Raw genomic sequence first — 23,516 nt, 5'->3', positions numbered from 1 at the left:
GGATGCATGCAATGCATCCTTTTTATTCTTTCACCTCTAAACTTTCCCTTTATATATGGGAAAACCCCTTTCTACATTTTTTGCTATAATAGAGATTGTCATTTTAAAAATAAGGGGTTAGTTATATGAGCAATTCCCGTTCGATTTTATCTCAGCCAGAGTGGCGTATTGTGGATCAGTCTAGTTTAGGACCAACATTTCATGCACTTCAGTCATTCGCAATGGATGACACGTTATGCACAAGTATCGGAAAAGGCCAATCCGTTGCAACAATGCGTTCTTGGGTTCATCACAATACAATTGTTCTTGGCATTCAAGATTCACGTCTACCACATTTAGAAGAAGGTATTTCCTTTTTAAAAGAAAACGACTTCAATGTTATCGTTCGTAATTCTGGTGGACTTGCTGTTGTACTTGATGAAGGTGTTTTAAACGTATCACTTTTATTCCAAGAAACAGAAAAGGGTATCGATATCGACCTTGGATACGATACGATGTGGCATTTAATTAAGGAAATGTTAAAAGATTACGATGTTACTATCGAGGCAAAAGAAATTGTTGGTTCTTATTGTCCTGGTAGCTACGATTTGAGCATTCGCGATCAAAAATTTGCTGGTATTTCTCAGCGTCGTATTCGCGGAGGCGTTGCTGTACAAATTTACTTATGTGCGACAGGAAGCGGATCTGAGCGTGCCGCACTCGTTCGTGATTTTTACAACGTAGCAATTCAAGGCGAAGAAACAAGATTTACGTATCCTGAAATTGTACCGAGTACGATGGCTTCACTATCTGAATTACTTGGCGAAACAATTACAGTGCGAGATTTAATGATGCGCCTTTTAAAAACGTTGCAACAATTCACTCCAAAGTTAACACCATCTCAGCTGACAGTAGATGAAGTTCCTTTATATGAGACGAATTTACAACGTATTATTGACCGTAATAATAAGGCACTTGGTTTAGAAAAATAGAAACCAAAAAGACCACCCTCATTTCAAAAGAAATAGGATGGTCTTTTTTCATATTAATTCGTTATAGAATTAAAGTGCTTGAGCTGCTGTAATTAAAGCTAACTTGTACACTTCTTCTTCGTTACATCCACGAGATAGATCATTTACAGGCATATTTAAACCTTGTAAGATTGGTCCTACTGCTTCGAAGTTACCTAAGCGTTGAGCGATTTTGTAGCCGATATTACCAGCTTCTAAGCTTGGGAATACGAATACGTTAGCATCACCTTTAATTGTAGAACCTGGAGCTTTCTTCTCAGCTACAGATGGTACGAATGCAGCATCGAATTGGAATTCTCCATCTAAAGTTAATTCAGGAGCCATTTCTTTTGCAATGCGAGTTGCTTCTACAACTTTTTCTGTTTCTGGAGATTTCGCAGAACCTTTTGTAGAGAAGCTTAACATAGCAACGCGTGGGTCAATGCCGAATAGTTCAGCAGTTTTCGCACTTTCGATACCAATTTCAGCTAAATCTTGGCTGTTTGGTGCAATGTTAATTGCGCAATCAGCGAATACATACTTCTCTTCTTCACGTACCATGATGAATACGCCTGAAGTTTTTGTAACGCCTGGTTTTGTTTTAATAATTTGAAGTGCTGGACGAACTGTATCAGCTGTAGAGTGAGCTGCACCACTTACTAAACCTTGTGCTTTGCCCATGTATACAAGCATTGTACCGAAGTAGTTTTCGTCTTTAAGAATTTTACGAGCATCTTCTTCTGTTGCTTTACCTTTACGGCGTTCAACGAAAGATGCTACCATTGCATCCATTTCTTCGTATGTAGCTGGGTCATAAATATCAACGCCTGCTAATGTTAAATTCATGCTAGCAGCTTTTGCGCTAATTTCTTCTTTATTACCAACTAAAATTGGTTTTACTAACTCTTCTTTTGCTAAACGCTCTGCAGCGCCTAAAATTCTTTCATCAGTTCCTTCAGGAAGTACGATAGAAATGCCTTTTCCTTGAACTTGTTCTTTTACTGTTGTAAATAAGTTGCTCACGAATAAACCCTCCTACATATGTTAAAAAACTCTATCTTTAAGAATACTGCTTTTCCTCTATATTTTAAACTTATAGCTCCCAAAAAATAGATAAAATAAAAATGATTATATTTTCATAAAATTCAGCCTAGAAATAATGCCTACTTAAGCCTTATTTTCTCCCGTTTTCCAGTAAATATAAATGTGACAGTTTTATGCGCCGAAACTTTATGTAGATGTTTTTAATCCTATATATGCTATAGTTAACGTGTAAAATATCATTAACTGAGGTGAATAGAATGAGTGAAGCAACAACAACGTTAGATGGCTGGTATTGTTTACATGATTTACGTTCTATTGATTGGGCAGCATGGAAAACATTATCTAGTGACGAACGCGGACAAGCAGTGTCTGAATTTTTAAATGTCGTTGAAAAATGGAACGAAGTAGCTACTGCAAAAAAAGGCAGTCATGCAATGTATACAGTTGTTGGTCAAAAAGCAGATATTATGCTTATGATCTTACGTCCAACAATGGAAGAGTTAAATGAAATCGAAACAGAATTAAATAAAACAACATTAGCTGAATATTTAGTTCCTGCATATTCTTACGTATCTGTTGTTGAACTAAGCAACTATCTTCCAGCTGATGAAGACCCATACCAAAACCCACAAATCTTAGCTCGCTTATATCCTGAGTTACCGAAAGCAAATCACATTTGCTTCTATCCAATGGATAAGCGTCGCCAAGGTAATGATAACTGGTATATGCTTCCTATGGATGAACGTAAGAAACTTATGTACAGCCATAGCAAAATCGGTCGCCAGTACGCAGGTAAAGTGCGCCAAGTTATTTCAGGATCAGTTGGATTTGACGATTTTGAGTGGGGCGTAACATTATTTGCTGACGATGTTCTTCAATTTAAGAAACTTATATATGAAATGCGCTTTGATGAAGTAAGTGCTCGTTATGGTGAATTCGGAACATTTTTCGTTGGAAACATTTTACCAGACGAAAAGGTAGAGAAATTTTTACACATATAAATCGTAAAAAAGGAACGAATTTCGTTCCTTTTTTTATTACCCTCTATATTTCTCCTCAAAAAACTTCTTTTCTCTGCAAATTTGAACAAAAATCGACAAATTCTTTTCAATTTCCTTACAAAATTGTAACCTTTCTATATCCAAATTTATGCTAAAATGGTACGAGCTATATGCTAATAACGATGCGAAGGTGATAATGTATATGAAGAAAATCTTGTCTATTTTACTAATGTCTCTATTGTCATTTTCTTCCTTAGGAGTAACAACATCCCATGCGGAAGAAAAAATACATATAGAGGCAGCTGCTGCACTTCTATTTGATGCGGATACAGGAAAAATACTGCATGAACAAAATCCAGATGAATTGCTAGCTATCGCTAGTATGTCAAAATTAATTGTTATTTATGCCGTATTAGAAGCAATTAAAGAAGGAAAAATCACTTGGGATACGAAAGTAACTATTTCTGATTACGCTTATGAAGTTTCACGTAATAATGAATTCTCTAACGTGCCGTTCGAAAAAGGACGTCAATATACTGTAAGAGAATTATACCATTCTATCGTTATCTTCTCTGCAAATGGATCTAGTATTGCTTTAGCAGAATTACTTGCAGGCAGTGAAAAGAACTTCTTAAATCTCGCAAATGAACATGCGAAAAAACTAGGGTTAAAGAAATATAAATTTGTAAACGCTACTGGGTTAAATAACGCTGATTTAAAAGGAAAACATCCTGAAGGAACTGATCCGAATGGAGAAAACTCCATGTCAGCTCGCGATATGGGTATTCTTTCAAAAACAATTATTACAAAGTATCCAGAAATGCTAGAGGATACAAAACAAAGATTTAGAAACTTCCCAGATAATCATCCAAAACCAATTCGTATGGAAAATTGGAACTGGATGTTACCAGGTGCTGCTTTCTCTTATGAAGGAGCAGATGGTTTAAAAACAGGAAGCTCTGATACCGCTGGGTATGGTTTTACCATTACAGCAAAACGCGGTGATTTACGTCTTATTTCTGTTATTATTAAAACGAAATCAATGGACGAACGTTTCACAGAATCTCGCGCATTAATTGAGTATGGATTTAATAACTTCGAAAAACAGAAATTAAAAATAGATAAAAACAACAAAATTTCTGTAGTAAAAGGAAAAGAAGACTACGTAACAGTTGCACCAGAAAAAGAAGTGACAGTAGTTACTGCAAAAGGTAGCAAATCACCTTACAAAATTTCTACTGAAGCAGATAAATCACTTGCTGAAGATGGGCATTTAGTTGCTCCTATTAAGAAAGATGCAAAGGTAGGTTCAATCGTCTTAGAACCATCTGATAAATATGGTTTCTTAGACGGAAATAAAAGTATAAAAGTTACTGCAAAAACGACTGCAGAAGTAGAAAAAGCAAATTGGTTCGTATTAACAATGCGTTCAATTGGCGATTTCTTCTCAAATTTATGGTCTAAAGTATTTTAATGATGAAAAGCTAGCTCACGCTAGCTTTTTTTATTTTCCCCTCTAGATGTAAAACTTCGTTTGGTTGTCATATCTGCGTCCTTTTTCTCATACGTATGAACTAGTAATTGTTCCACACTTCATCTAAGAAAAACCTCTTTCCAAAGGGTATTCCAAAAAGAGAGGTGACACATAATGGGTGTTATCGCACATACAGAAGAAGATGTAAAGTTATTAGCTAGACTCATGCGTGCTGAAGCTGAAGGAGAAGGACAACAAGGCATGCTAATGGTTGGCAATGTCGGTGTAAATCGTGTCCGCGGAAATTGTTTAGATTTTAAAAAAGTACGGAACTTACGTCAGATGGTTTATCAAAATCCTGGTGGTTTTGAAGCTACTCAAAAAGGGTATTTTTATCAACGAGCAAGAGAACAAGATATTGCCTTAGCCCGTCGAACAATTCAAGGGCAACGTTTTTGGCCTGCAAATTTCGCTTTATGGTTTTTTAGACCTGAAGGTCCTTGCCCACCAACTTGGTATAACCAGCAAAACTCTGGACGTTTTAAAAAGCACTGCTTCTTCCAACCATCCGGGGAGGATTGTCCAAGCGTATATTAAGGAATGAAAATGAGGAGGGATTTTTGAATGACACAGCAACAAAACCCGTACTACGGAACAGGTTTTTATCAACCATCTGGAACTTATGTGCAACCGCAACAAATGACCGCGCAGCAACAGCAACAACAGCAAGCGATGCAACAACAAGCTGCTCAGGCTCAACTTGCAGTTTCTCAAGGTATGTTACCACTAGAGCAATCTTATATTGAAAATATCCTTCGTTTAAACAAAGGTAAGCAGGCTACAGTTGTAATGACTTATGAACGTGGTAGCTCACTTGGCACACAATCTTATACAGGGATTATCGAGGCAGCCGGCCGTGATCATATCGTTATTAGTGAGCCGAAATCTGGAAAACGCTTTTTACTACTAATGATTTATTTAGATTATGTAGAATTCCCAGGAGAAATTGCGTATTTACCTGGTCAACAAGCAACTTATGCTCCAAGACCATAAAAAAAGCTGGCGAATGCCAGCTTTTGTTTTTTATAACCCTTTTACAACTGCAGTTCCGACTAAAATCCACGCCACAATAAACGCTACACCACCAAGGGGTGTAATTGGGCCAAAGAATTTAATACCTGTTGTACTTAATGCATAAAGACTGCCTGAGAACATAATAATCCCAGCTACCATAAGCCAACCTGCAGTGTTTAAAAGTGATGATTGCATTTTGTCCATTAATAGAGCAACTACGAATAAGCCACCTGCATGAAACATTTGATATGTAACGCCCGTCTTCCACACTTCTAACATTTTTGCAGAAATTTTATTTTCTAAACCATGTGCTCCAAAAGCCCCTAATGCAACAGATAGCCCCGCTGCAATACAACCTAGTAAAAAGAAAATTTTCATCTTAATTCCCCTTTTTATTTTTATCATAAGCAATTTTCACATATAATCCAAACGATTTTACTTTTAAAAGTCAAATAAAGATTTACCGTTTGCATCCTTTTCTTTTATATATACTTTTTCTCCAGAAACCGGCATAACTGGTTGAACTGTCGTCATAGGCTGAGACCCGATTACTTGTGTTTGAACTTGTGGTTCTCTATACGTAGAAGGCTCCACTTGTTCATCCAATAATAAATCACATAAAGCACGTACAACTAATAAGTGTTCTTTTGATTGTTGTCCTTCACTACTTTTTGCCTTTGCAATTTCATTCGCCATTTTATTTAAAATCTTATCACTAGATACTTGCATTCCTTGTCACCTCTTACTTTGTAGTTCTTTCTCAAATTGCCCCAGTTTCTCCACTGAACCAAATACTATTATCATATCATGTTCTTGCAGTTTTTCCTGCCCCGTTGGATTATGGATAATATCCCCATCTCTTAAAATCGCCAAAATCGTTACATCAAATTGATTTCTCACATTACTCTCTATTAACGATTTACTGGCTAAGATAGAACCTTTTCCAACTTGAATCTCTTCAATTACAAATGATTGCTCTATTCCATACAACACTGTATCAATATAATGAACTGTCAACGGATTCGCAATACCTTTCGCTATATGAATTCCCGCCATACTAGATGGATTAACAACCTTATTTGCACCAGCGCGGCGTAATTTCTCTTCTGTTTCTGGCTTTTCAGCTCTTGCTAAAATTTTAATTGCATCGTTCAGTCCTCGTGCGGTTAACGTAATAAATACATTTTCAGCATCGTTTGCTACTATAGCCACTAGACCCGCTGCCTTCGAAATTCCAGCATTATGTAATACTTGGTCTTCAGTTGCATCTCCATGTACATATAAAAGTTTTTCCTGCTCCAATATACTTTCATCTTTATCCACAACTACAAATGGAATTTTCTTTTCCTGTAATTCATGTACAACTTGAAGCCCTACTCTACCGCAACCACATACTATAATATGATTTTGTAACTGTGCTATTTGTTTATCCATCTTCTTCCTCCGCACTGCATGAAATAAATTCCCCTCAATGATCATAGCTGCTACTACACCCATTGCATACGTAACGATACCGACGCCAACAGGTATAATAAGGAGCGCAAAAAATTTCCCTGCCTGTGTTACAGGCACTACATCACCATATCCAACCGTTAATACAGTAATCATCGTCATCCAAAATGCTTGAAACAGGCTAATCTCTTCAATTGTCATAAATCCTAGCGTTCCTAGAATTACAACAAAGGTCATACATATAACTGCTATCCATAATTGCTTACGTGCATTCATATTATGTTTTAACTCTTTTCTCTATCTACAATCTTTGCCAGAGGAAATGAAATACGTATATACTAGAAACGGAATCTATGAAAGAGGTTGATATAATGAAGCTATTTCTTTCTGCCTTACAATGGGCACTATTTATTTTAGCTGGAAGTCTTATTGTACCAATTAGTGTCGCAACTAGTTACGGCCTTGATGGCGCTGAAGCTATCGCGTTTGTACAAAGAACATTATTTGTTCTCGGTTTTGCCGGCCTACTGCAAGCTATATTCGGTCATAAACTTCCTATCCAAGAAGGTCCTGCAGGCCTTTGGTGGGGAATTTTCTCCCTATATGCAAGTTTAGGCGTCGTATTATTTGGATCAAGCAATGAAACACTTAAGGTCCTTCAGTACGCTTTCCTACTAAGCGGAATTATTTGTATTATTCTTAGTGTTTTTGGACTTATCGATAAACTAGTTCGCTACTTTACACCAACAGTAATTGGAACGTATTTATTCCTTTTGGTCGCACAACTTAGTGGCTCCTTCTTAAAAGGCATGTTTGGCCTTGATGGACAACATACAGAGGTACAGCCAAAGGTATTTATTCTTTCACTCATTGTTATTTTACTATCTTTTTTCATTATGAAGCTATCTATTATTGGACAATATTCCGTTCTTTTCAGTATCGTCTGCGGCTGGATATTATTTGCGTGCTTCGGATTATCTAATCCAGTAACACCTGTGACAGATATAATTCGTCTTCCATCTCTGTTTGTTTTCGGGATGCCTCGCATTGAATGGAACATGGCAATTACGGTAGTTTTCGTCACACTACTACTTCTAACAAATATGTTAGCAAGTATTCGCGTTGTACAAAAGGTTGTTTCTAAGTATGAAGAAAATGCTCCAGATCGCTTCAAACAAGCTGGCATTATAACAGGAATAAATCAATTGCTAGGCGGTCTATTTTCAGCCATTGGCCCTGTTGCCATTTCTGGATCCGCAGGGTTTATTGCAACAACAAATATTTATAAGCGCCTTCCATTTATGTTAGGATCAAGCTTTATCATTCTTGTTAGTATATTCCCAAAGATTACTTCATTCTTTGCAGCCATCCCCATTGCAGTTGGGTATGCTGCAATTTATCCTGTATTTGCAAGCATGATTGGTCTAGCTTTCCGCGAATATGACACTGTACAAAATAAAGAACAATTATTTAAAGTAGCAGGTCTTTCAATCTTTACAGGAGTCGGCGTTATGTTCGTTCCAGCAGGAGCGTTTTCTACGCTACCACCATTTTTAGCATCATTTTTAAGTAACGGTCTTGTTCTTGGATCTGTAATGGCTATCTTGCTGGAAATATTATTTTCTCGTTCGCACGAAAAACAACCATCGTAAATTGGAAAACTTCCATTATTGCACTCTATCTTTAGAGTTGTTACGATAATGATACAGTGAAACTTTAATCAGTGGGGGGGTGTTCATCCCCACTGATTATTAGCCCGCACCAATCGGGCATTTGCGGGCAGTGGATCTCCCATCTAACTTCGTTGCTCCAGCTAAATTTTGAGTTGGGAGTCTTACTGCCCGCAAATAGCGGGATAAATTATCATGGGCAACACGCTCATGATAATTTATACTAACAATGCAGAACTTCTCCTAGTTTCATGCAAAGAAGTTCGATGTCTTACTATATATTCCCCACTATCTTCATAAAAATTTATTTCTATTTCAACAAAGAAAGGAATTTTCTATATGACTTATAAAATGATTGTTTTAGATTTAGATGATACTTTATTACGCGACGACCATACAATTTCACCTCGTACGAAAGAGGCTTTAATGACAGCACAAGAGCAAGGAGTTAAAGTTGTACTTGCTTCTGGGCGCCCAACGTTTGGTATGCGCAATGTTGCAAAAGAACTTCGTTTAGAGGAATACGGTAGCTTCATTCTATCTTTTAACGGCGCAAAAATTATTAACTGTAAAACAAATGAAGAAATCTTCAGTAGTACGCTATCTCCTGAAATCGTTCACAACCTATTTGAAATTAGTAAAACTGAAGACGTATGGATTCATACTTATATTGGCGATGATATCGTAACGGAAGAAAATAATCCGTATACTGAAATTGAGGGCGACATTACTGGTATGCCAATCGTTGTAGTAGATGGTTTTAAAGCCGCTGTAACAGAGCCTGTAGTAAAAGTATTAATGAACAAAGAAGCTGAACGTCTTGTTGAAGTAGAAAAGAAACTACAGAAACAACTAGAAGGTCAATTAAGCGTTATGCGCTCTAAACCATTCTTCTTAGAATTTACTGAACATGGTGTTACGAAAGGAACGAGCTTAAACCAATTAATCCAAAAACTTGGTATTAAGCGCGAAGAAGTTATCGCAATGGGCGATAGCTATAACGATCAAGCGATGATTGAATTTGCTGGTCTTGGCGTTGCGATGGGCAATGCACCAGATGATATTAAAGAAATTGCAAACTATGTAACAGATACAAATATGAACGATGGCGTTGCAAAAGTTGTAGAGAAATTCGTTTTAAAAACGGAAGTACTTGTTTAGTATTTTCATTCATAAAACCTATTTGAAGTCAAACACTTCAAATAGGTTTTTATTTAAATTACAACGCTTTTGTGACTATATTTTGAACTTTGCACTATTCTCGTAGTGTAAACTTTCTTTTTGTATATAATGAAACAAAATAGACTATTTCATTTTGAAAAAGAATACAAATTTACTATATACAAGCATACATTAAAGGAGGCTACTTCATGTTATCTACACCAATCGGAAGATTAAGAGCAATCGGCTTAATTGAGGGGATTTCTTTCCTATTACTATTATTTGTAGCAATGCCATTAAAATATTTTGCAGGGTTTGCAACAGCTGTTAAAATTACAGGCATGGCTCATGGCGTTTTATTTATTCTATTCATCTTTGCGGTAATTCAAGTAACAATCGTACACCGTAAAACAATTTTATGGGCACTTGGTGCACTTGTTGCATCAGTTATCCCATTTGGTACTTTTGTACTAGATGCAAAACTAAAAAATGAACAGTAATAGTAAAAAGGTAGTTAACAATCGTTAGCTACCTTTTTTGCGTTTATATATTCGGAATTTGCCAATCGATTTCTTTTTCATCCATGTTAGATAAAATCTCATTTACTTTAGAGTACGGCTTACTTCCAAAGAAACCACGTCTTGCTGATAATGGACTTGGATGTACGGACTCAACAATATAATGATTCGTATTCGTAATTAACTTTTTCTTCGCCTGAGCATGGCGTCCCCATAATATGAAAACAACTGGCTTTTCACGTTCATTTAATAGCTCAATTACGCGATCTGTGAAATGCTCCCATCCTTTTCCTTTATGAGAATTCGCCTCACCTTGACGAACCGTTAACACAGTATTTAATAGTAAAACCCCTTGCTCCGCCCATTTTACTAAATAACCATTATTCGGAATTTCATAACCGTATTCATCTCGAAGTTCTTTGTACATATTTAGCAATGATGGCGGCGTTTTAATACCAGGTTGTACCGAAAAGCTTAAACCATGTGCTTGATTCGGTCCATGATATGGGTCTTGTCCTAAAATAACAACCTTTGTATTTTCATAACTTGTATACTCTAGAGCGTTAAAAATATCTTCTTTCTTTGGATAAATCACATGCTCCTCATACTCTTCTTTTAAAAAGTTAGCTAAATTTTGATAGTATTCTTTCTCAAATTCTGGCCCAAGTAATGGTCCCCAATCATTCTGCAAAATGTTTTCCATGCCTTCACTTCCTATCCAATTAATTCACCATATCCTGCCTTGTAAATACTACAAATGAAATGATAAGGGAAACTACTGCCCAAACCGTTAAATTCATTAAAGAGAATCCCATCGATAATCCTTGTAATGCAGGCAGTTTTCCTGATAAATAATCCGTTAGCGATAAGTTGACACTAAAAATGTATTTCGCCCCTTCCCAAGACGTTGCGAATGAACTTAAAATGCCGCCTGCGATTAACGCAGCTAACATAACGCCCATTCCAGCTGGTGTATTCCGAATTAAAGCAGAAACCATAAATGATATAGTTCCAACCACAATAGCAACAAACCAAGCTAGTCCGTACGCCATTAAAATGTATTGCCACTGCGGAATAAGGTGTACAAAGTTTGTATTTAACGTTTCCTTATCAATGACGAATCCTGTTAACACAGGTAAATTCCATCCAGAGTATCCAAATACAAGCCCTGATAATGCATAAGCAAACAAACCGACAAGAAGCAATATGAGCGAAATGAAAAATAACATCGTCACATATTTACTAAGGAGTATTTTCCAGCGCCGAATTGGCCTCGTCAGAAGCATTTTCATCGTACCATCGCTTCGTTCTCCTGAAACAATATCAATGGCGACAATCATAACGAGCAATGGAATAAATAACGTTATTCCTTGTTCAATAAACGCCCTCACAAATGTCGGTGCTCCTGGCGCAGTCGGATTAATATTATGATCTAAATAATATTGTTGTTGTTCCACTCTTACTTTTAACCAATCCCGCCATTCTTCTGGCAATCTAGAATTGTTCAAGCGGTTTTGTGAATCAACAATTTGTTGCTGTAATGATACTTTCCAATCGGTCGTACCAAGCCTTTTTTGCGTCGTTTCTATTTCACGATACTGAGCATACACAAAAAGTGGAATCAAGATTGCTAAAATAAGCATGACAACAACAATTCGTTTCTTACGATAAATCTTTTCTGATTCATTTAAAACTAGATTCGCAAATTCACGCATGTTGCTCACCCCTTGTGAGTTCAATAAATAAATCTTCTAGCGTAAATACAAGCTCTTTGACGCTATGTACATCTATCCCGTTTTCTACAAAGTGCTTATTCCAAACATTAATAGACGCAACATCCATACGACATAATAAACGCTCATCTTCTACACTAACTTCCTCTATCTCTTCAGCAGCGTCTAACATGTCTTTCGCTTTGGAAATCGGTGTAACGACCCATTCCACACGATCACTCGCTGTTTTGATCAACTCTTCAATAGGTGCAACTGTTATCATTTTTCCTTTATGAATAATAGCAACACGGTCGCATATCAGTTGCACTTCACTTAGCAAGTGACTCGAAATAAATACACTCATATTTTCTTCTTTTACAAGCTTATGTATAAATTCCCTAAGCTCTCTAATCCCAGCTGGATCTAAACCATTCGTCGGTTCATCTAATATGAGCAATTTCGGGTTTCCAAGTAGCGCCTGTGCAATTCCAAGGCGCTGCTTCATACCAAGGGAATATGTTTTTACCTTATCGTGAATACGCTCATCTAAATGAACCATTTTTGCAATTTCAATAATACGTTCATCTGATATATCACCAAGCATGCGCGCAAATTGCTTTAAGTTTTCCCATCCCGTTAAATATGTATAAAGCTCTGGGTTTTCAACGATACTTCCAATTTGACGCATCGCTTCTCTGAAATTTTCCTTAATAGAATAACCACCGATAGAAATAGTACCTTCTGTCGCTTTAATCAGTCCGACTAACATTCGAATTGTTGTCGTTTTCCCGGCTCCGTTCGGTCCTAAAAAGCCAAACACTTCTCCTTGTTTTACATCAAATGAAATGTCCTCTACAAGCGTCTTCTTTCCAATTACCTTCTTCAAGTCTCGTACAGAAAGTATCGTCGTCATTTTACCCCTCCTTGCTCTAGTTTTAATTTACTTACAACATTTTGGACTAAACGCTCCGCCATATATGTGTAACCTACTTCATTCGGATGAAAATGATCTGAGTATAATAAATCTTTCCCACGATTTTGGAATAAATCAAATGTCGGTGTAATATATACGTTTTTATCATTTAATGCTAACTTCTCTAAAGAAGCGTTCCAATCAACAACAATATTTGATGAACCTCTCAAATCTTCTACATCTTCAAAAGGATTGTATAATCCTAACCAAAAAATAGGGCTATCTGTGTTTAATTTACGAATTTCTTCTATAATTTTCTTCGCTTCATTTTGAAACGTTTCCGTATCAGGACGATACGTCTCTAAATCTATCTTTCCGAGCGATTCCCATCCTGGGAACAAATCATTTCCTCCAATTGTTAAAACAATTACATCTGCTTGCTTAATTGAATATTGAGCTCCGCTGCTTTCGATTTGTTTTAACAAATCGGGCATTTTCGCACCACTAACTGCCAAATTGCTTAGTGCAACTTTTTGTTTATAATCTTTTTGTAAATTCTCTTTCATTCGTCCAATATAGCCAATTCCTTCTTTATCACCAACGCCGCGCGTTAACGAATCACCTAAACTAACTACTTGTAACGTTCCTGTTTTCTTTTTCTCTTTTTCCACTACGTCAGTCTTCGTAATTAATTTTGAAGCTTTCGGATTTAATACATCATTTACACCCGAAACAAAACCATATGCAAATAAACAGAAAGACGCAATTGTAATGAGTAGAATTACTTTTACTAATTTTGATCTCATATCAAAACCCCTTTTAGCCCCTATAGATTGTCCATAATTATACCAAACGAATTTTCGAAAAGCGATTTTCACACCTTCTCTATTATGTCGTTTCCCTATCTACCAAATCTGGTAATAACTCTACATGTTTCACATCTATTTCCTCATCATTAATCTTTTCATATAATAATTCAAATGCCTTTACACCAACATTTTTACTAGAATGCGAAATCGTCGTAATACCTAATATATTTGCCACCTCTTGATCATCACATCCGATAATCGTAATATCCTCTGGGATACGAATTCCTTGTTTTTTCGCCTCCGTTACCATTCCTGCAGCAATATGATTGCAAGATACAAGAAAAGCCGTCGGTTTTACAGACATACGAGCCCATTCCCTGACTACATTGCGCCCATCTTCCACCGTAAAACAGCCCTTAAACTTCCAGGCATCTAACGGTGTTACAACAATCTGTTGAAGTGAATCCTCATACGCTTTTTTTCGCCTCTGGCTATTAATACTATTACTTCTTCCAATGCAATATCCGATACGTGTATGACCAGCATCTATTAAGCTTTTCATCCCGCGCAAAAATACTTTGTAGTAATCAATATGTACACTCGAAATGAATTTCGAATCTATTTCTTCACACATCACAATTGGACCAAACTTCGTATACTCTTCAAGCTTTTCCTTACTATTTGTCCGTGAACATATAATTACTCCATCAAGCTTTTTCATTTTTAACATATGTAAAATTTCAAGCTCTTTTTCTTCGCTATAATTTGTCTGGCAAAGCATCATATTATAATTGTTCTTTGCGGTTTCCTTTGATATCCCCCCAATAATGGCACTGTAATATTGATCATTTACGTGCGGCAATAAAACGCCAATTACATTCGTTTTTCCTTTCACTAAATGAATCGCATTCACATTTTGCGTATAATTTAATTCTTCAATAATCGCTAAAATCTCTTTTCGTTTCTGTTCATTCACATACGGATGATTATTGAGTACACGTGAAACAGTTGAAACAGATACCCCAGCAAGTTCAGCAATCTTTCTTATATTAGTCATCTCATTCTCCCCTTCCCCTCAAAAATTCTCGCTTGACCTGGTAAGCTTTCCACAGTATATCCTTTCTTAGCAAATACATTTTGAAAGGATATACAACTATGCTTCGATTCAAACTAGAATATATATTTTTCATTGGCGGTTTACTCATTCTCGCCATCGGTATTAATATGATGACGACAATTACTTCCTTTGGACTTAGCCCTTATGATTCCTTCTTTATTGCACTATATCAAAATTTTGGGATAAGTATTGGTTTTTGGATTTTCATGATTAACTTTGTTTTTACCCTGATCGTACTCTTTTGGGACAAAAAACAAATTACAATCGGCACAATTGTCACAATGATTCTTATTTCTCTTTTTGTTGATTGGGTTGGTTCTATTACGACTATTATGGATGCTATCCGCTCTCTTCCAAAATATATAACACTTGTTTGCGGAAATCTATTCGTCGGAGCCGGAATTGGTCTTTACGTCTCTACTAACCTTTGCGCAGCACCTCAAGAGGCTTTCGTTTTAACTGTTGCTGAGAAAAAGAAATGGACATTTAGAAGAACAGAAATTTCATTAGCTTTTTTATTTTTGACATTAAGCTTCTTATTAGATGGGCCAATCTATTTTGGAACAATTATCTTATCCTTTACAACAGGTTGGATTATTCAAGCTTTTATTCAAGTTGGTACGCAGATTTTAAATAGAAAAAAACCTATTAAGCAAGCCGCTTAATAGGTTTTTTCGTTTTATTAGAAGAGATACTACTTAGCATCTCCTTCAATTCGATAATTTGCTTTCACACAATCTATTTCTTCATACGATTGCAATGTATGTAGAATGTACTCATAATCCGCAAGAGAAGCACGATGCGTTACAATTACTATTTCTGCTTTCCCTTTCTCTTCAAGTGGCATTTGAATGATCTTTTCAAAACTAACACCGCGCTCAGAGAACAATGATGTAATTTTTGCAAATACACCAATTTCGTCTTTCACATGAAGTCTTAAAAACTTTTTCACAATAATTTCATCTGGCTCTTTTAGTACCTTTTGATATTGCGGAACTACAGCACTATTTCCTGTTACACCTAACCTAATATTTTGCATTACAGCAACTAGATCAGAAACAACAGCTGTCGCTGTCGGTAAGCTTCCTGCTCCCGGGCCATAAAACATCGTTTCTCCTACCGCTTCACCATACACATACACAGCATTATATTCATTTTGCACTGCCGCAAGAGGGTGTGCATTTGGAAGTAAAGTTGGCTCAACTGTAACCTCTAATTTCTCGCCATCTCGCTTTGCAAGGCCAATTAATTTAATTGTATAGCCTAAGCTCTTACTATATTCAATATCTTCTGCTGTAATAGAAGTAATCCCTTTTACCTTCACATCTCCAAGCTCTACATTTGTAGAGAAACCGAGAGTAGCCAAAATCGTCATTTTTCTTGCTGCATCCAAACCTTCTACGTCTGATGTTGGATCTGCTTCTGCAAATCCAAGCTGCTGAGCTTCTTTTAACACGTCGTTATATGCTCTCCCTTCGTCTGACATTTTCGTCAAAATAAAATTTGTCGTTCCATTTACAATTCCCATTACTTTCGTAATAAGATCTGAAGAAAGTCCTTCTACGATGCTTCGTAAAATCGGAATTCCTCCCGCTACACTTGCTTCATAAAATAGATCAGCCTTATTATCCTTTGCTACCGCTAATAATTCCGCTCCGTGTAACGCCATTAAATCTTTATTTGCAGTCACAACGTGCTTCCCACTTTGTAAAGCTTGTAAAATATATGCTTTCGCATCATCAATGCCACCCATCACTTCGATGACAACATCAATATTTGGATTATCTAGAATTTCATTCACATTTTGTGTTAATAGAGTAGAAGGCACGTCGACCTCTCTCTCTTTCTCAATGTTTTGCACCAATACTTTCGTTACTTTCACTGGACAACCTACTTGGTGTATAAGTCGTTCTTGATGATCTGTAATAATACGAACTACACCACTACCAACTGTCCCAAGACCTAATAACCCCACTTGAATTTCTTTCATAATACTGTCCACCCCTCAAAAATTGTGTTTAGATGAATTATATAGACGAAAAATCTGAAAAACAATGAATTTAGAACATTCGGAAAAATAAAGGTTCATCTTTACAAGGAAAACGCTACCACGTGTTACACAATCATTTACAATACATAAGGGGTTTCTTGATACACGTAATAATTCAACCAATTAGAGAATAATAAATTCCCGTGACCCCTCCACCTAACAAGTGGCCTCTCATTTGGATTATTATGTTTAAAATAATTTTTTGGCACATCAATATTTAACCCTTTTTGGCAGTCCCGTTCGTATTCTTGCTTTAACGTATCACAACTGTATTCACTATGTCCGAGTGCGAAAACTTGCCTTCCATCTTGCCCAATAGCAAGATGAACACCTGCTTCTTCAGAATTGGCTAATAACGTTAATTCTTTCACCTTTTCAATATCACTCTCTCTTACTTCTGTATGACGAGAATGCGGAGCAAAAAACACTTCATCAAACCCTTGTAACAATTTCACATGTTGCTCGCGAACCTCATGTTCAAATACACCAAACATTTTTTCCGCAAGAGGATACTTCGGCACACCATAGTGATAATACAAACCTGCTTGTGCCCCCCAGCAAATATGAAGCGTAGATGTTACATTCGTTTTTGAATACTCCATAATACGTCCAAGCTCTTCCCAATAATCTACCTCTTCAAAAGAAAGAGTTTCAACTGGTGCTCCTGTAATAATGAGTCCATCAAATTTTTCATCCTCAATATCACGAAATGTTTTATAGAAGCTCGTTAAATGGTCCTGCGCTACATTGCGAGACAGATGCGATTCCATATGAAGTAAATGAACATCTAATTGCAACGGCGTATTTCCAATTAAACGAAGTAATTGCGCCTCTGTTTCTTGTTTTGTAGGCATTAAATTTAATATAGCAATTTTCAAAGCACGTATATCTTGTGTTACTGCTCGCTCCTTCGTCATTACAAAAATATTTTCCTTCTGCAATACTTTGCGAGCTGGTAAATCTTTATCAATTATGATCGGCATGTTGTTTGCCTCCGACTAGCGCCGCTTCTAAATCTGCAATAATATCAGAAACATCTTCTATACCGACCGATAAACGGATTAAATCAGATGTAACGCCAGCTAAACGCTGATTTTCTGCGCTTAATTGTCTGTGCGTCGTACTAGCAGGATGTATTACACAAGTTCTTGCATCAGCTACATGCGTTACAAGAGTTGCAAGCTTTACATTTGCGATAAATTCTTTCGCTGCTTCTAATCCGCCCTTAATACCAAATGTTAAAACTCCACTAGCACCTTTTTTCAAATACTTTTGTGCTAACGAATAATTTTCATTACTATCTAATCCAGGATAATTCACCCATTCAATGCGATCATGATTAGCAAGCCACTTAGCAACTTCGAGAGCATTTTCACTATGACGCTCCATTCGTAAATGCAATGTTTCAAGGCCAATGTTGCTAATATATGCATTGAATGGGCTCATACAGTTTCCGTAGTCTCTTAATAACTGAACGCGTGCTTTCACAATATACGCTGCTGCTCCAAAATTTTGAACATAGCTTACGCCATGATAACTCGGGTCAGGTTCGACAAGCTCAGGGTATTTTCCATTTGTCCAATCGAAGTTCCCTCCGTCTATTACAATCCCACCTAGAGAACTTGCATGGCCATCAATATATTTCGTTGTAGAATGGACAATGATATTTGCCCCATGTTCAAACGCCTGGCATAAATAAGGCGTCGCCAATGTATTATCAACGATAAAAGGTACTTCTAATTCTTTTGCTGCCGCTGAAAGTTCTTTGAAATTCAAAACGTTCATTGCTGGATTTCCTAACGACTCTGCATAAACGAGTTTTGTCTTATCATTAGCAAGTGCCGCAATTTCATCTGCCGTTAAATTAGGATTAAAGAACGTAACATCTATGCCCAGCTTTCGCAAACTCACTCCAAATAAATTAAACGTTCCTCCGTAAACAGTTGAAGAACAAAGTAAATGGTCTCCACTACTGCAAATATTTAAAACCGCAAGCATAATGGCTGCCTGCCCAGAAGCTGTTGCAACAGCCCCTACACCGCCTTCTAAATCTGATAACTTCTGCTCAAATGCAGCTAGAGTAGGATTTCCAATACGCGTATATATATATCCTTCTGCCTCTAAATTAAATAGTGCTGCTAAATCATCTGAAGTATCGTATTTATACGTTGTACTTTGATAAAGCGGCAAAACACGCGGCTCACCATTTTTTGGCGTATAGCCGCCTTGCACACAAATCGTTCCTTTCCCCCATGATTCTCCCATCTCTCATTCTCCTTTCTTTTATCCCGCTATTTGCGGTCAGTAAGACTCCCACCTCAAAATTCGGCGAATGCGAGGAAGTTAGGCGGGAGATAACTACCTGATTGGTGTGGGCTAATAATCCGCGGGGGAGGGACAAAACCCCCACTGATTAAAGTTTCACTTTATGCAAAATAAAAAACTGCCCCTTTCCTGAAAACAAGAAAGGAGCAGTTTGAAAACACGCTCTAAAGGATCTTTCTTATCTCTCAGGATTATTACCTGCAGGATTTGGCACAATTCCGTTATACGGCTGTTGCCAAGGTTTCATCGGGCCTGTCCCTCCACCTTTTCTTGATAAGACTATGCAATTACCGTTGATTTTATAGCAATAATTTCCTGATGTCAAATAGTTTTTCTGAATGTTCTAAATTAAATGTAAGGAATTTAATACAAACAATAAAAGAAATATATTCCATATTCATTTGAAAAAGACCTTTTAAAAACTTCGATCAATATATAGAATTAAATAAGTAGTTTAAGCGTATAGGTTCAAGATTCTCACGAGACCTCAATATATTGAATAAGCCCACCTCTCAAAAAGATACTATATATATTCAATTCATTTCATACTAGCATATCTAATCTTCTCTAGATCAAAACTCACATAACGGAGGTATAACATGACAAATAAAAAGGACATGAACTATATACTAGTCCTATATGGCATTCTTCTAGGCTCTATAGTAGGAGCTACAGTTTGGTTATTTTTAGTTACGATAAATATCGGAATTCATTTTATTTGGGGATACTTACCTACGGTTTTCTCTTCTCCCCCTTATTACACCATTTGTGTAACAATCATCGGTGGTATCCTCGTTGGTTTAACACAAAAATACTTCGGTACATATCCACGTCTTATGCCGGAAGTGATGGCTGAATATAAAAAAACAGGTAGAATTGAATACCGTTTTGTACATAAAGCTACTTTAACTGCGATTATCGTTTTAATATTTGGAGCTAGTTTAGGACCAGAAGCTGCACTTGTTGGAATTATCGGTGGACTTTGTACATGGGTAGGAGATCGCTTTAAATTTGCTTTAAAGGGAATGAATGAACTAACAGAGGTTGGAATTGGTGCCACTTTAAGTGTTATTTTTAATGCACCATTATTCGGTTATTTAGCTCCGAATGAAAATGAGGGTGAGCAAATTAATGAATTTTCGAAAGGAAAAAAAGCAATCGTATATTTAGCTACCACTTTTGCTGGTTTTTCCGTTTATTTATTGCTTAGTAAACTCGATAATCGCGGATCCTTTATCGTTGATTTTGGGGAAGGGTCTCTTGCTCTTAATGAATGGATCGCCTTTCTACCACTTGCTAGCATTGGTGCTATAGTTGGTTTCTTTTATTTCAAATTAGAATTCACATTAGAGAAATTAATCCACCCCTTCAAAGAATACAAGGTATCACTTGGAATTATAGGCGGTATTTTATTAGGAATTACAGGAACTTTTCTTCCTTACACGTTATTCTCAGGGGAACATCAATTAAAAGATTTAGTCGTTGAATGGAGCCATTTATCCTTCTGGGTACTACTTCTTTCAGGAATTTTAAAATTATGTATTACTGCCGTTTGTTTAAATACGGGTTGGCGCGGCGGACATATTTTCCCAATTATATTTGCTGGATCAAGTATCGGATATGCTATAGCTTCTATTATCCCTATAGATCCAATAGCTTCTGTAGCCATCGTCACGACAGCTATTTCAAGCTATGCATTAAGAAAACCAATAGCTATAACATTACTATTACTCATGTTTTTCCCGCTCAATTTATTATTACCGATGCTCGGGGCAGCCGCGATTGGGAATGCATTTCCGCTTCCTAAACATAACGAAACTACAAATTAATAAAAATAGGCAGTGGGGACAAAAGTTCCACTGCCTATTCTTATTATACGTGCTGCTTTAATAGCGCGTGTAACTCTTCAAAACTATGCACTTCATATGTTGGCACAATCTCGCTATCATTTGATTTCTTTTCTGGATTAAACCAACAAGTATCAATTCCTGCTACATATCCACCTTTAATATCGGCACTTAACGAATCCCCAATAATGAGTCCTTCTTCAGAAGCGAAGTTAGGAATACGTTCAAAAACATATTCAAAATACTCTTTCATCGGCTTTTGGAATCCCGTATCTTCAGAAACAAAAATATCTTTAAACAATGAATGTAATCCTGCATTACGCAAACGTTTATCTTGCGTCTTAGAAATACCGTTTGTCACTATATATAAATCATACTCACTTTGAATTTGATTTATAAATTCAAACGCACCTTGGATTAGTTGGTTTCCTTCTTCTAAGTAGCTGCGATAATTATTTTCGAATAATATCCCATCTACTTCTTCCTCGTACTCTTTAAACAAAATCGAAAATCGTGTATTTACGACTTCATCACGATTTATTTCACCTTCTTCAAAAGCATCCCAAAGGCTTTTATTAATTTTTTTATACTGCGCTTCAACCTCGCTAGTTAAAGGAATCCCCTTCTCTTCAAAGAGCATACGTAACGCCACTTTCTCTGCCTTCTGAAAATCTAACAATGTATCATCTACATCAAATAGCAATGTTTTATATTTTTTCATAAACCCCTCACACTCTCTTTTCTACAAAAACAAATTTACATAAATCGTATCATTCTTCCTTGTAAAAATAATAGGAGATATCTCATACTACAAACAGGGGTGAAAATATGAAAATCAGTAAAAATGAGAAAGAAATTTATCAACACATGCAAATTCATCAATTCCATACTCTTTTTTCCTTTCATGTCTTACCATATGTAGAACTACATTCTTTTCAAAAGAAAGAGATGATATGTAAGGAGGGAGTCGACCTCCCTTATCTCTATTACTTAATTTCCGGGAAAGCAAAAATATATATGAGCCATAAAAATGGGAAAGTCTCTTTAATTAATTTTATTCAAGCACCTTCATTCATTGGAGAATTAGGATTAATTGGCGTAGAATCTGTTACAAAAGCGGTTGAGGTGATTGAAGATTGTATTTGCTTAGCGCTTCCTCTTAAAGATTGTCAGCATCTTTTATTGCAAGATGCTACCTTTCTACAGAAACTATGCAAATTTATTGGAGAAAAAACAATTACCCGAACAGAAAGTTATGCCAAAAACAATAGTTATCCGTTCGAAAATCAATTAGCGGCTTTTATTCTATTAACAGAACAAAATAACAGTTATACAGAAAAACATACTGAGGCTTCGGAATACTTAAATGTCAGCTACCGTCACCTTTTATATGTATTAAACCAGTTTTGCCAGCAAAACTACTTAAAAAAGGAAGGACGAACATATTATATACAAGATCGAAATCAATTAGAAAAACTTGCTGACGAGCTAAAAATATAAAAAACAGCATTAACATAAAAGTTAATGCTGTTTTTTGAGTGGCGATTATAATTTAAATTAAAATTTACTTGCTACTTTAGCCGCTTCTTCAAGACCTGCTGCAATGATCTCTTCTGCTTTATCTGGGAATTGGTTATGTCCTTCAATAACTACCGTTTCCATGTTTGTTGCACCGAAGAAGCCCATCATGCTCGCTACATATTTTACAGCCATTTCCATTTCAGCTGCTGGTCCTTCAGAATATACGCCGCCGCGTGCATTTAATAATGCAATCTTCTTATCTCCAATAAGCCCAACTGGACCTTCTGGTGTATATTTAAACGTTTTACCAGCACGGTTTAAATAATCAATATACGTGTGTAATACGGCCGGAATCGTTAAGTTCCATAATGGGAAACCGAAAACTACTTTATCAGCTTCTAAGAATTGATTTAAATACTTATCAGCAACTGCTACCACTTTTGCTTCTTCTTCTGTTAAATCAAATCCTCTACCTGCTTTGAATGTACCATTAATCATATCTACGCCTACATATGGTAATTCTTCTTTATATAAATCAAGTTCTACCACTGTATCATTCGGATGCGCTTCTTTATAGTTTTCTAAAAATGCCTCGTATAATTTCACACTAACTGCTTGTTCCGCTGGGCGGTTGTTTGCTTTTACAAATAAAACTGTTGCCATTGTTTTTCCTCCTACTACTCACTCTTATGTTGTTATATATTACTTACGAAAAAGGGTACTCCCTTATAATTATTGTTGCTTACAAATACATTTTATCTTTATATCAAGACAATTACGTCCTCACATAGACGTATTTTTCCATAAAAAAAGTCCACCTTCTAAAGGCGAACTAGGTC

The 23,516-nt window shown here is 36.5% G+C and carries 25 protein-coding genes and 1 riboswitch; of the genes, 11 read left to right on the top strand and 14 right to left on the bottom strand.

Features of this window, described 5'->3' with window-relative positions; genetic code table 11:
* The first annotated feature begins 125 nt into the window (after window positions 1–125).
* On the top strand, window positions 126–971 hold the full coding sequence (lipL, locus tag MR155_RS17985; RefSeq protein WP_242310769.1) for an octanoyl-[GcvH]:protein N-octanoyltransferase: 846 nt from the start codon (window positions 126–128) through the stop codon (window positions 969–971).
* A gap of 69 nt (window positions 972–1,040) precedes the next feature.
* Here the strand turns inward: lipL and pta are convergent, their stop codons facing one another.
* Window positions 1,041–2,012 carry a phosphate acetyltransferase gene (gene pta, locus MR155_RS17980; RefSeq protein WP_219300788.1) on the bottom strand — a complete coding sequence of 324 codons (972 nt, stop codon included), beginning with the start codon at window positions 2,010–2,012 and terminating at the stop codon, window positions 1,041–1,043.
* 278 nt (window positions 2,013–2,290) lie between these two features.
* On the opposite strand from pta, the gene hemQ reads away from it, so the two are divergent.
* From hemQ to gerQ, 4 genes are all read left to right on the top strand, one after another.
* Window positions 2,291–3,034 carry a hydrogen peroxide-dependent heme synthase gene (gene hemQ, locus MR155_RS17975; protein ID WP_002089820.1) on the top strand — a complete coding sequence of 248 codons (744 nt, stop codon included), beginning with the start codon at window positions 2,291–2,293 and terminating at the stop codon, window positions 3,032–3,034.
* A gap of 196 nt (window positions 3,035–3,230) precedes the next feature.
* Window positions 3,231–4,508: a serine hydrolase gene (locus MR155_RS17970; RefSeq protein ID WP_242310803.1), complete on the top strand. Its 1,278-nt coding sequence runs from the start codon at window positions 3,231–3,233 to the stop codon at window positions 4,506–4,508.
* A gap of 174 nt (window positions 4,509–4,682) precedes the next feature.
* On the top strand, window positions 4,683–5,105 hold the full coding sequence (gene cwlJ / locus MR155_RS17965; protein WP_002089824.1) for a cell wall hydrolase CwlJ: 423 nt from the start codon (window positions 4,683–4,685) through the stop codon (window positions 5,103–5,105).
* 27 nt (window positions 5,106–5,132) lie between these two features.
* Window positions 5,133–5,561, top strand: coding sequence for a spore coat protein GerQ (gerQ, locus tag MR155_RS17960; protein ID WP_002089825.1), 429 nt, complete (start codon window positions 5,133–5,135; stop codon window positions 5,559–5,561).
* A 30-nt stretch (window positions 5,562–5,591) separates the two neighbouring features.
* Here gerQ and MR155_RS17955 read toward each other — a convergent pair whose 3' ends face one another.
* From MR155_RS17955 to MR155_RS17945, 3 genes are all read right to left on the bottom strand, one after another.
* Window positions 5,592–5,960: a DUF423 domain-containing protein gene (locus MR155_RS17955; RefSeq protein ID WP_002089827.1), complete on the bottom strand. Its 369-nt coding sequence runs from the start codon at window positions 5,958–5,960 to the stop codon at window positions 5,592–5,594.
* A gap of 63 nt (window positions 5,961–6,023) precedes the next feature.
* Window positions 6,024–6,311, bottom strand: coding sequence for a YwdI family protein (locus MR155_RS17950; RefSeq protein ID WP_002089830.1), 288 nt, complete (start codon window positions 6,309–6,311; stop codon window positions 6,024–6,026).
* 6 nt (window positions 6,312–6,317) lie between these two features.
* Window positions 6,318–7,310 carry a potassium channel family protein gene (locus MR155_RS17945; protein ID WP_002089831.1) on the bottom strand — a complete coding sequence of 331 codons (993 nt, stop codon included), beginning with the start codon at window positions 7,308–7,310 and terminating at the stop codon, window positions 6,318–6,320.
* Window positions 7,311–7,405: 95 nt separating this feature from the next.
* Here MR155_RS17945 and MR155_RS17940 point away from each other — a divergent pair, with 95 nt between their 5' ends.
* From MR155_RS17940 to MR155_RS17930, 3 genes are all read left to right on the top strand, one after another.
* Complete coding sequence (locus tag MR155_RS17940; protein ID WP_242310767.1) at window positions 7,406–8,686, top strand: purine/pyrimidine permease; 1,281 nt, start codon at window positions 7,406–7,408, stop codon at window positions 8,684–8,686.
* Between the two features lie 357 nt (window positions 8,687–9,043).
* Window positions 9,044–9,865, top strand: coding sequence for a Cof-type HAD-IIB family hydrolase (locus tag MR155_RS17935; protein ID WP_242310765.1), 822 nt, complete (start codon window positions 9,044–9,046; stop codon window positions 9,863–9,865).
* Between the two features lie 209 nt (window positions 9,866–10,074).
* Complete coding sequence (locus MR155_RS17930; RefSeq protein WP_002144657.1) at window positions 10,075–10,365, top strand: DUF3817 domain-containing protein; 291 nt, start codon at window positions 10,075–10,077, stop codon at window positions 10,363–10,365.
* 43 nt (window positions 10,366–10,408) lie between these two features.
* Here MR155_RS17930 and MR155_RS17925 read toward each other — a convergent pair whose 3' ends face one another.
* The 5 genes from MR155_RS17925 to MR155_RS17905 are packed head-to-tail and all read right to left on the bottom strand — an operon-like array spanning window position 10,409 to window position 14,874.
* Window positions 10,409–11,086 (bottom strand): uracil-DNA glycosylase, encoded by a 678-nt coding sequence (locus MR155_RS17925; RefSeq protein ID WP_219300786.1) that lies wholly within the window; start codon window positions 11,084–11,086, stop codon window positions 10,409–10,411.
* Window positions 11,087–11,105: 19 nt separating this feature from the next.
* Window positions 11,106–12,098 carry an ABC transporter permease gene (locus tag MR155_RS17920; RefSeq protein ID WP_242310763.1) on the bottom strand — a complete coding sequence of 331 codons (993 nt, stop codon included), beginning with the start codon at window positions 12,096–12,098 and terminating at the stop codon, window positions 11,106–11,108.
* Complete coding sequence (locus MR155_RS17915; RefSeq protein WP_002089840.1) at window positions 12,091–13,008, bottom strand: ABC transporter ATP-binding protein; 918 nt, start codon at window positions 13,006–13,008, stop codon at window positions 12,091–12,093. Before MR155_RS17915 ends, MR155_RS17920 begins: the two co-directional genes overlap by 8 nt.
* A complete protein-coding gene (locus MR155_RS17910; RefSeq protein ID WP_113936155.1) occupies window positions 13,005–13,886 on the bottom strand; it encodes an SGNH/GDSL hydrolase family protein in 882 nt (293 codons plus the stop codon). The genes MR155_RS17915 and MR155_RS17910 overlap by 4 nt, the downstream gene beginning before the upstream one ends.
* 10 nt (window positions 13,887–13,896) lie before the next feature.
* Window positions 13,897–14,874: a LacI family DNA-binding transcriptional regulator gene (locus MR155_RS17905; RefSeq protein WP_088293204.1), complete on the bottom strand. Its 978-nt coding sequence runs from the start codon at window positions 14,872–14,874 to the stop codon at window positions 13,897–13,899.
* Window positions 14,875–14,972: 98 nt separating this feature from the next.
* Here MR155_RS17905 and MR155_RS17900 point away from each other — a divergent pair, with 98 nt between their 5' ends.
* Window positions 14,973–15,599 carry a YczE/YyaS/YitT family protein gene (locus tag MR155_RS17900; RefSeq protein ID WP_219300782.1) on the top strand — a complete coding sequence of 209 codons (627 nt, stop codon included), beginning with the start codon at window positions 14,973–14,975 and terminating at the stop codon, window positions 15,597–15,599.
* 29 nt (window positions 15,600–15,628) lie between these two features.
* On the opposite strand, the gene MR155_RS17895 is transcribed toward MR155_RS17900, so the two are convergent.
* The 3 genes from MR155_RS17895 to MR155_RS17885 form a co-directional block, all read right to left on the bottom strand.
* Window positions 15,629–16,924, bottom strand: coding sequence for a homoserine dehydrogenase (locus MR155_RS17895; RefSeq protein ID WP_219300780.1), 1,296 nt, complete (start codon window positions 16,922–16,924; stop codon window positions 15,629–15,631).
* A 137-nt stretch (window positions 16,925–17,061) separates the two neighbouring features.
* A complete protein-coding gene (gene metA, locus MR155_RS17890) occupies window positions 17,062–17,967 on the bottom strand; it encodes a homoserine O-acetyltransferase MetA (RefSeq protein ID WP_242310761.1) in 906 nt (301 codons plus the stop codon).
* Window positions 17,951–19,249 carry a bifunctional O-acetylhomoserine aminocarboxypropyltransferase/cysteine synthase gene (locus tag MR155_RS17885; protein WP_002068601.1) on the bottom strand — a complete coding sequence of 433 codons (1,299 nt, stop codon included), beginning with the start codon at window positions 19,247–19,249 and terminating at the stop codon, window positions 17,951–17,953. Before MR155_RS17885 ends, metA begins: the two co-directional genes overlap by 17 nt.
* Before the next feature lie 235 nt (window positions 19,250–19,484).
* Window positions 19,485–19,589, bottom strand: a riboswitch (SAM riboswitch).
* A gap of 319 nt (window positions 19,590–19,908) precedes the next feature.
* Here MR155_RS17885 and MR155_RS17880 point away from each other — a divergent pair.
* Window positions 19,909–21,138: a chloride channel protein gene (locus MR155_RS17880; RefSeq protein WP_219300777.1), complete on the top strand. Its 1,230-nt coding sequence runs from the start codon at window positions 19,909–19,911 to the stop codon at window positions 21,136–21,138.
* A gap of 43 nt (window positions 21,139–21,181) precedes the next feature.
* Here MR155_RS17880 and MR155_RS17875 read toward each other — a convergent pair whose 3' ends face one another.
* The gene (locus MR155_RS17875) at window positions 21,182–21,877 is read right to left on the bottom strand and encodes a YjjG family noncanonical pyrimidine nucleotidase (protein ID WP_113936150.1); all 696 of its coding nucleotides are present in this window, start codon (window positions 21,875–21,877) and stop codon (window positions 21,182–21,184) included.
* 107 nt (window positions 21,878–21,984) lie between these two features.
* On the opposite strand from MR155_RS17875, the gene MR155_RS17870 reads away from it, so the two are divergent.
* The gene (locus tag MR155_RS17870) at window positions 21,985–22,656 is read left to right on the top strand and encodes a transcriptional regulator YeiL (protein ID WP_242310760.1); all 672 of its coding nucleotides are present in this window, start codon (window positions 21,985–21,987) and stop codon (window positions 22,654–22,656) included.
* Between the two features lie 57 nt (window positions 22,657–22,713).
* On the opposite strand, the gene MR155_RS17865 is transcribed toward MR155_RS17870, so the two are convergent.
* Window positions 22,714–23,340: an FMN-dependent NADH-azoreductase gene (locus MR155_RS17865; RefSeq protein WP_113936148.1), complete on the bottom strand. Its 627-nt coding sequence runs from the start codon at window positions 23,338–23,340 to the stop codon at window positions 22,714–22,716.
* Window positions 23,341–23,516: the final 176 nt, after the last annotated feature.

The organism is Bacillus cereus group sp. BfR-BA-01331 (assembly GCF_022663915.1).
In the GTDB taxonomy this organism is placed as follows: domain Bacteria; phylum Bacillota; class Bacilli; order Bacillales; family Bacillaceae_G; genus Bacillus_A; species Bacillus_A mycoides.
Note: the sequence above shows the minus strand (reverse complement) of the source record. Positions and strands in the feature narration are given on the sequence as shown.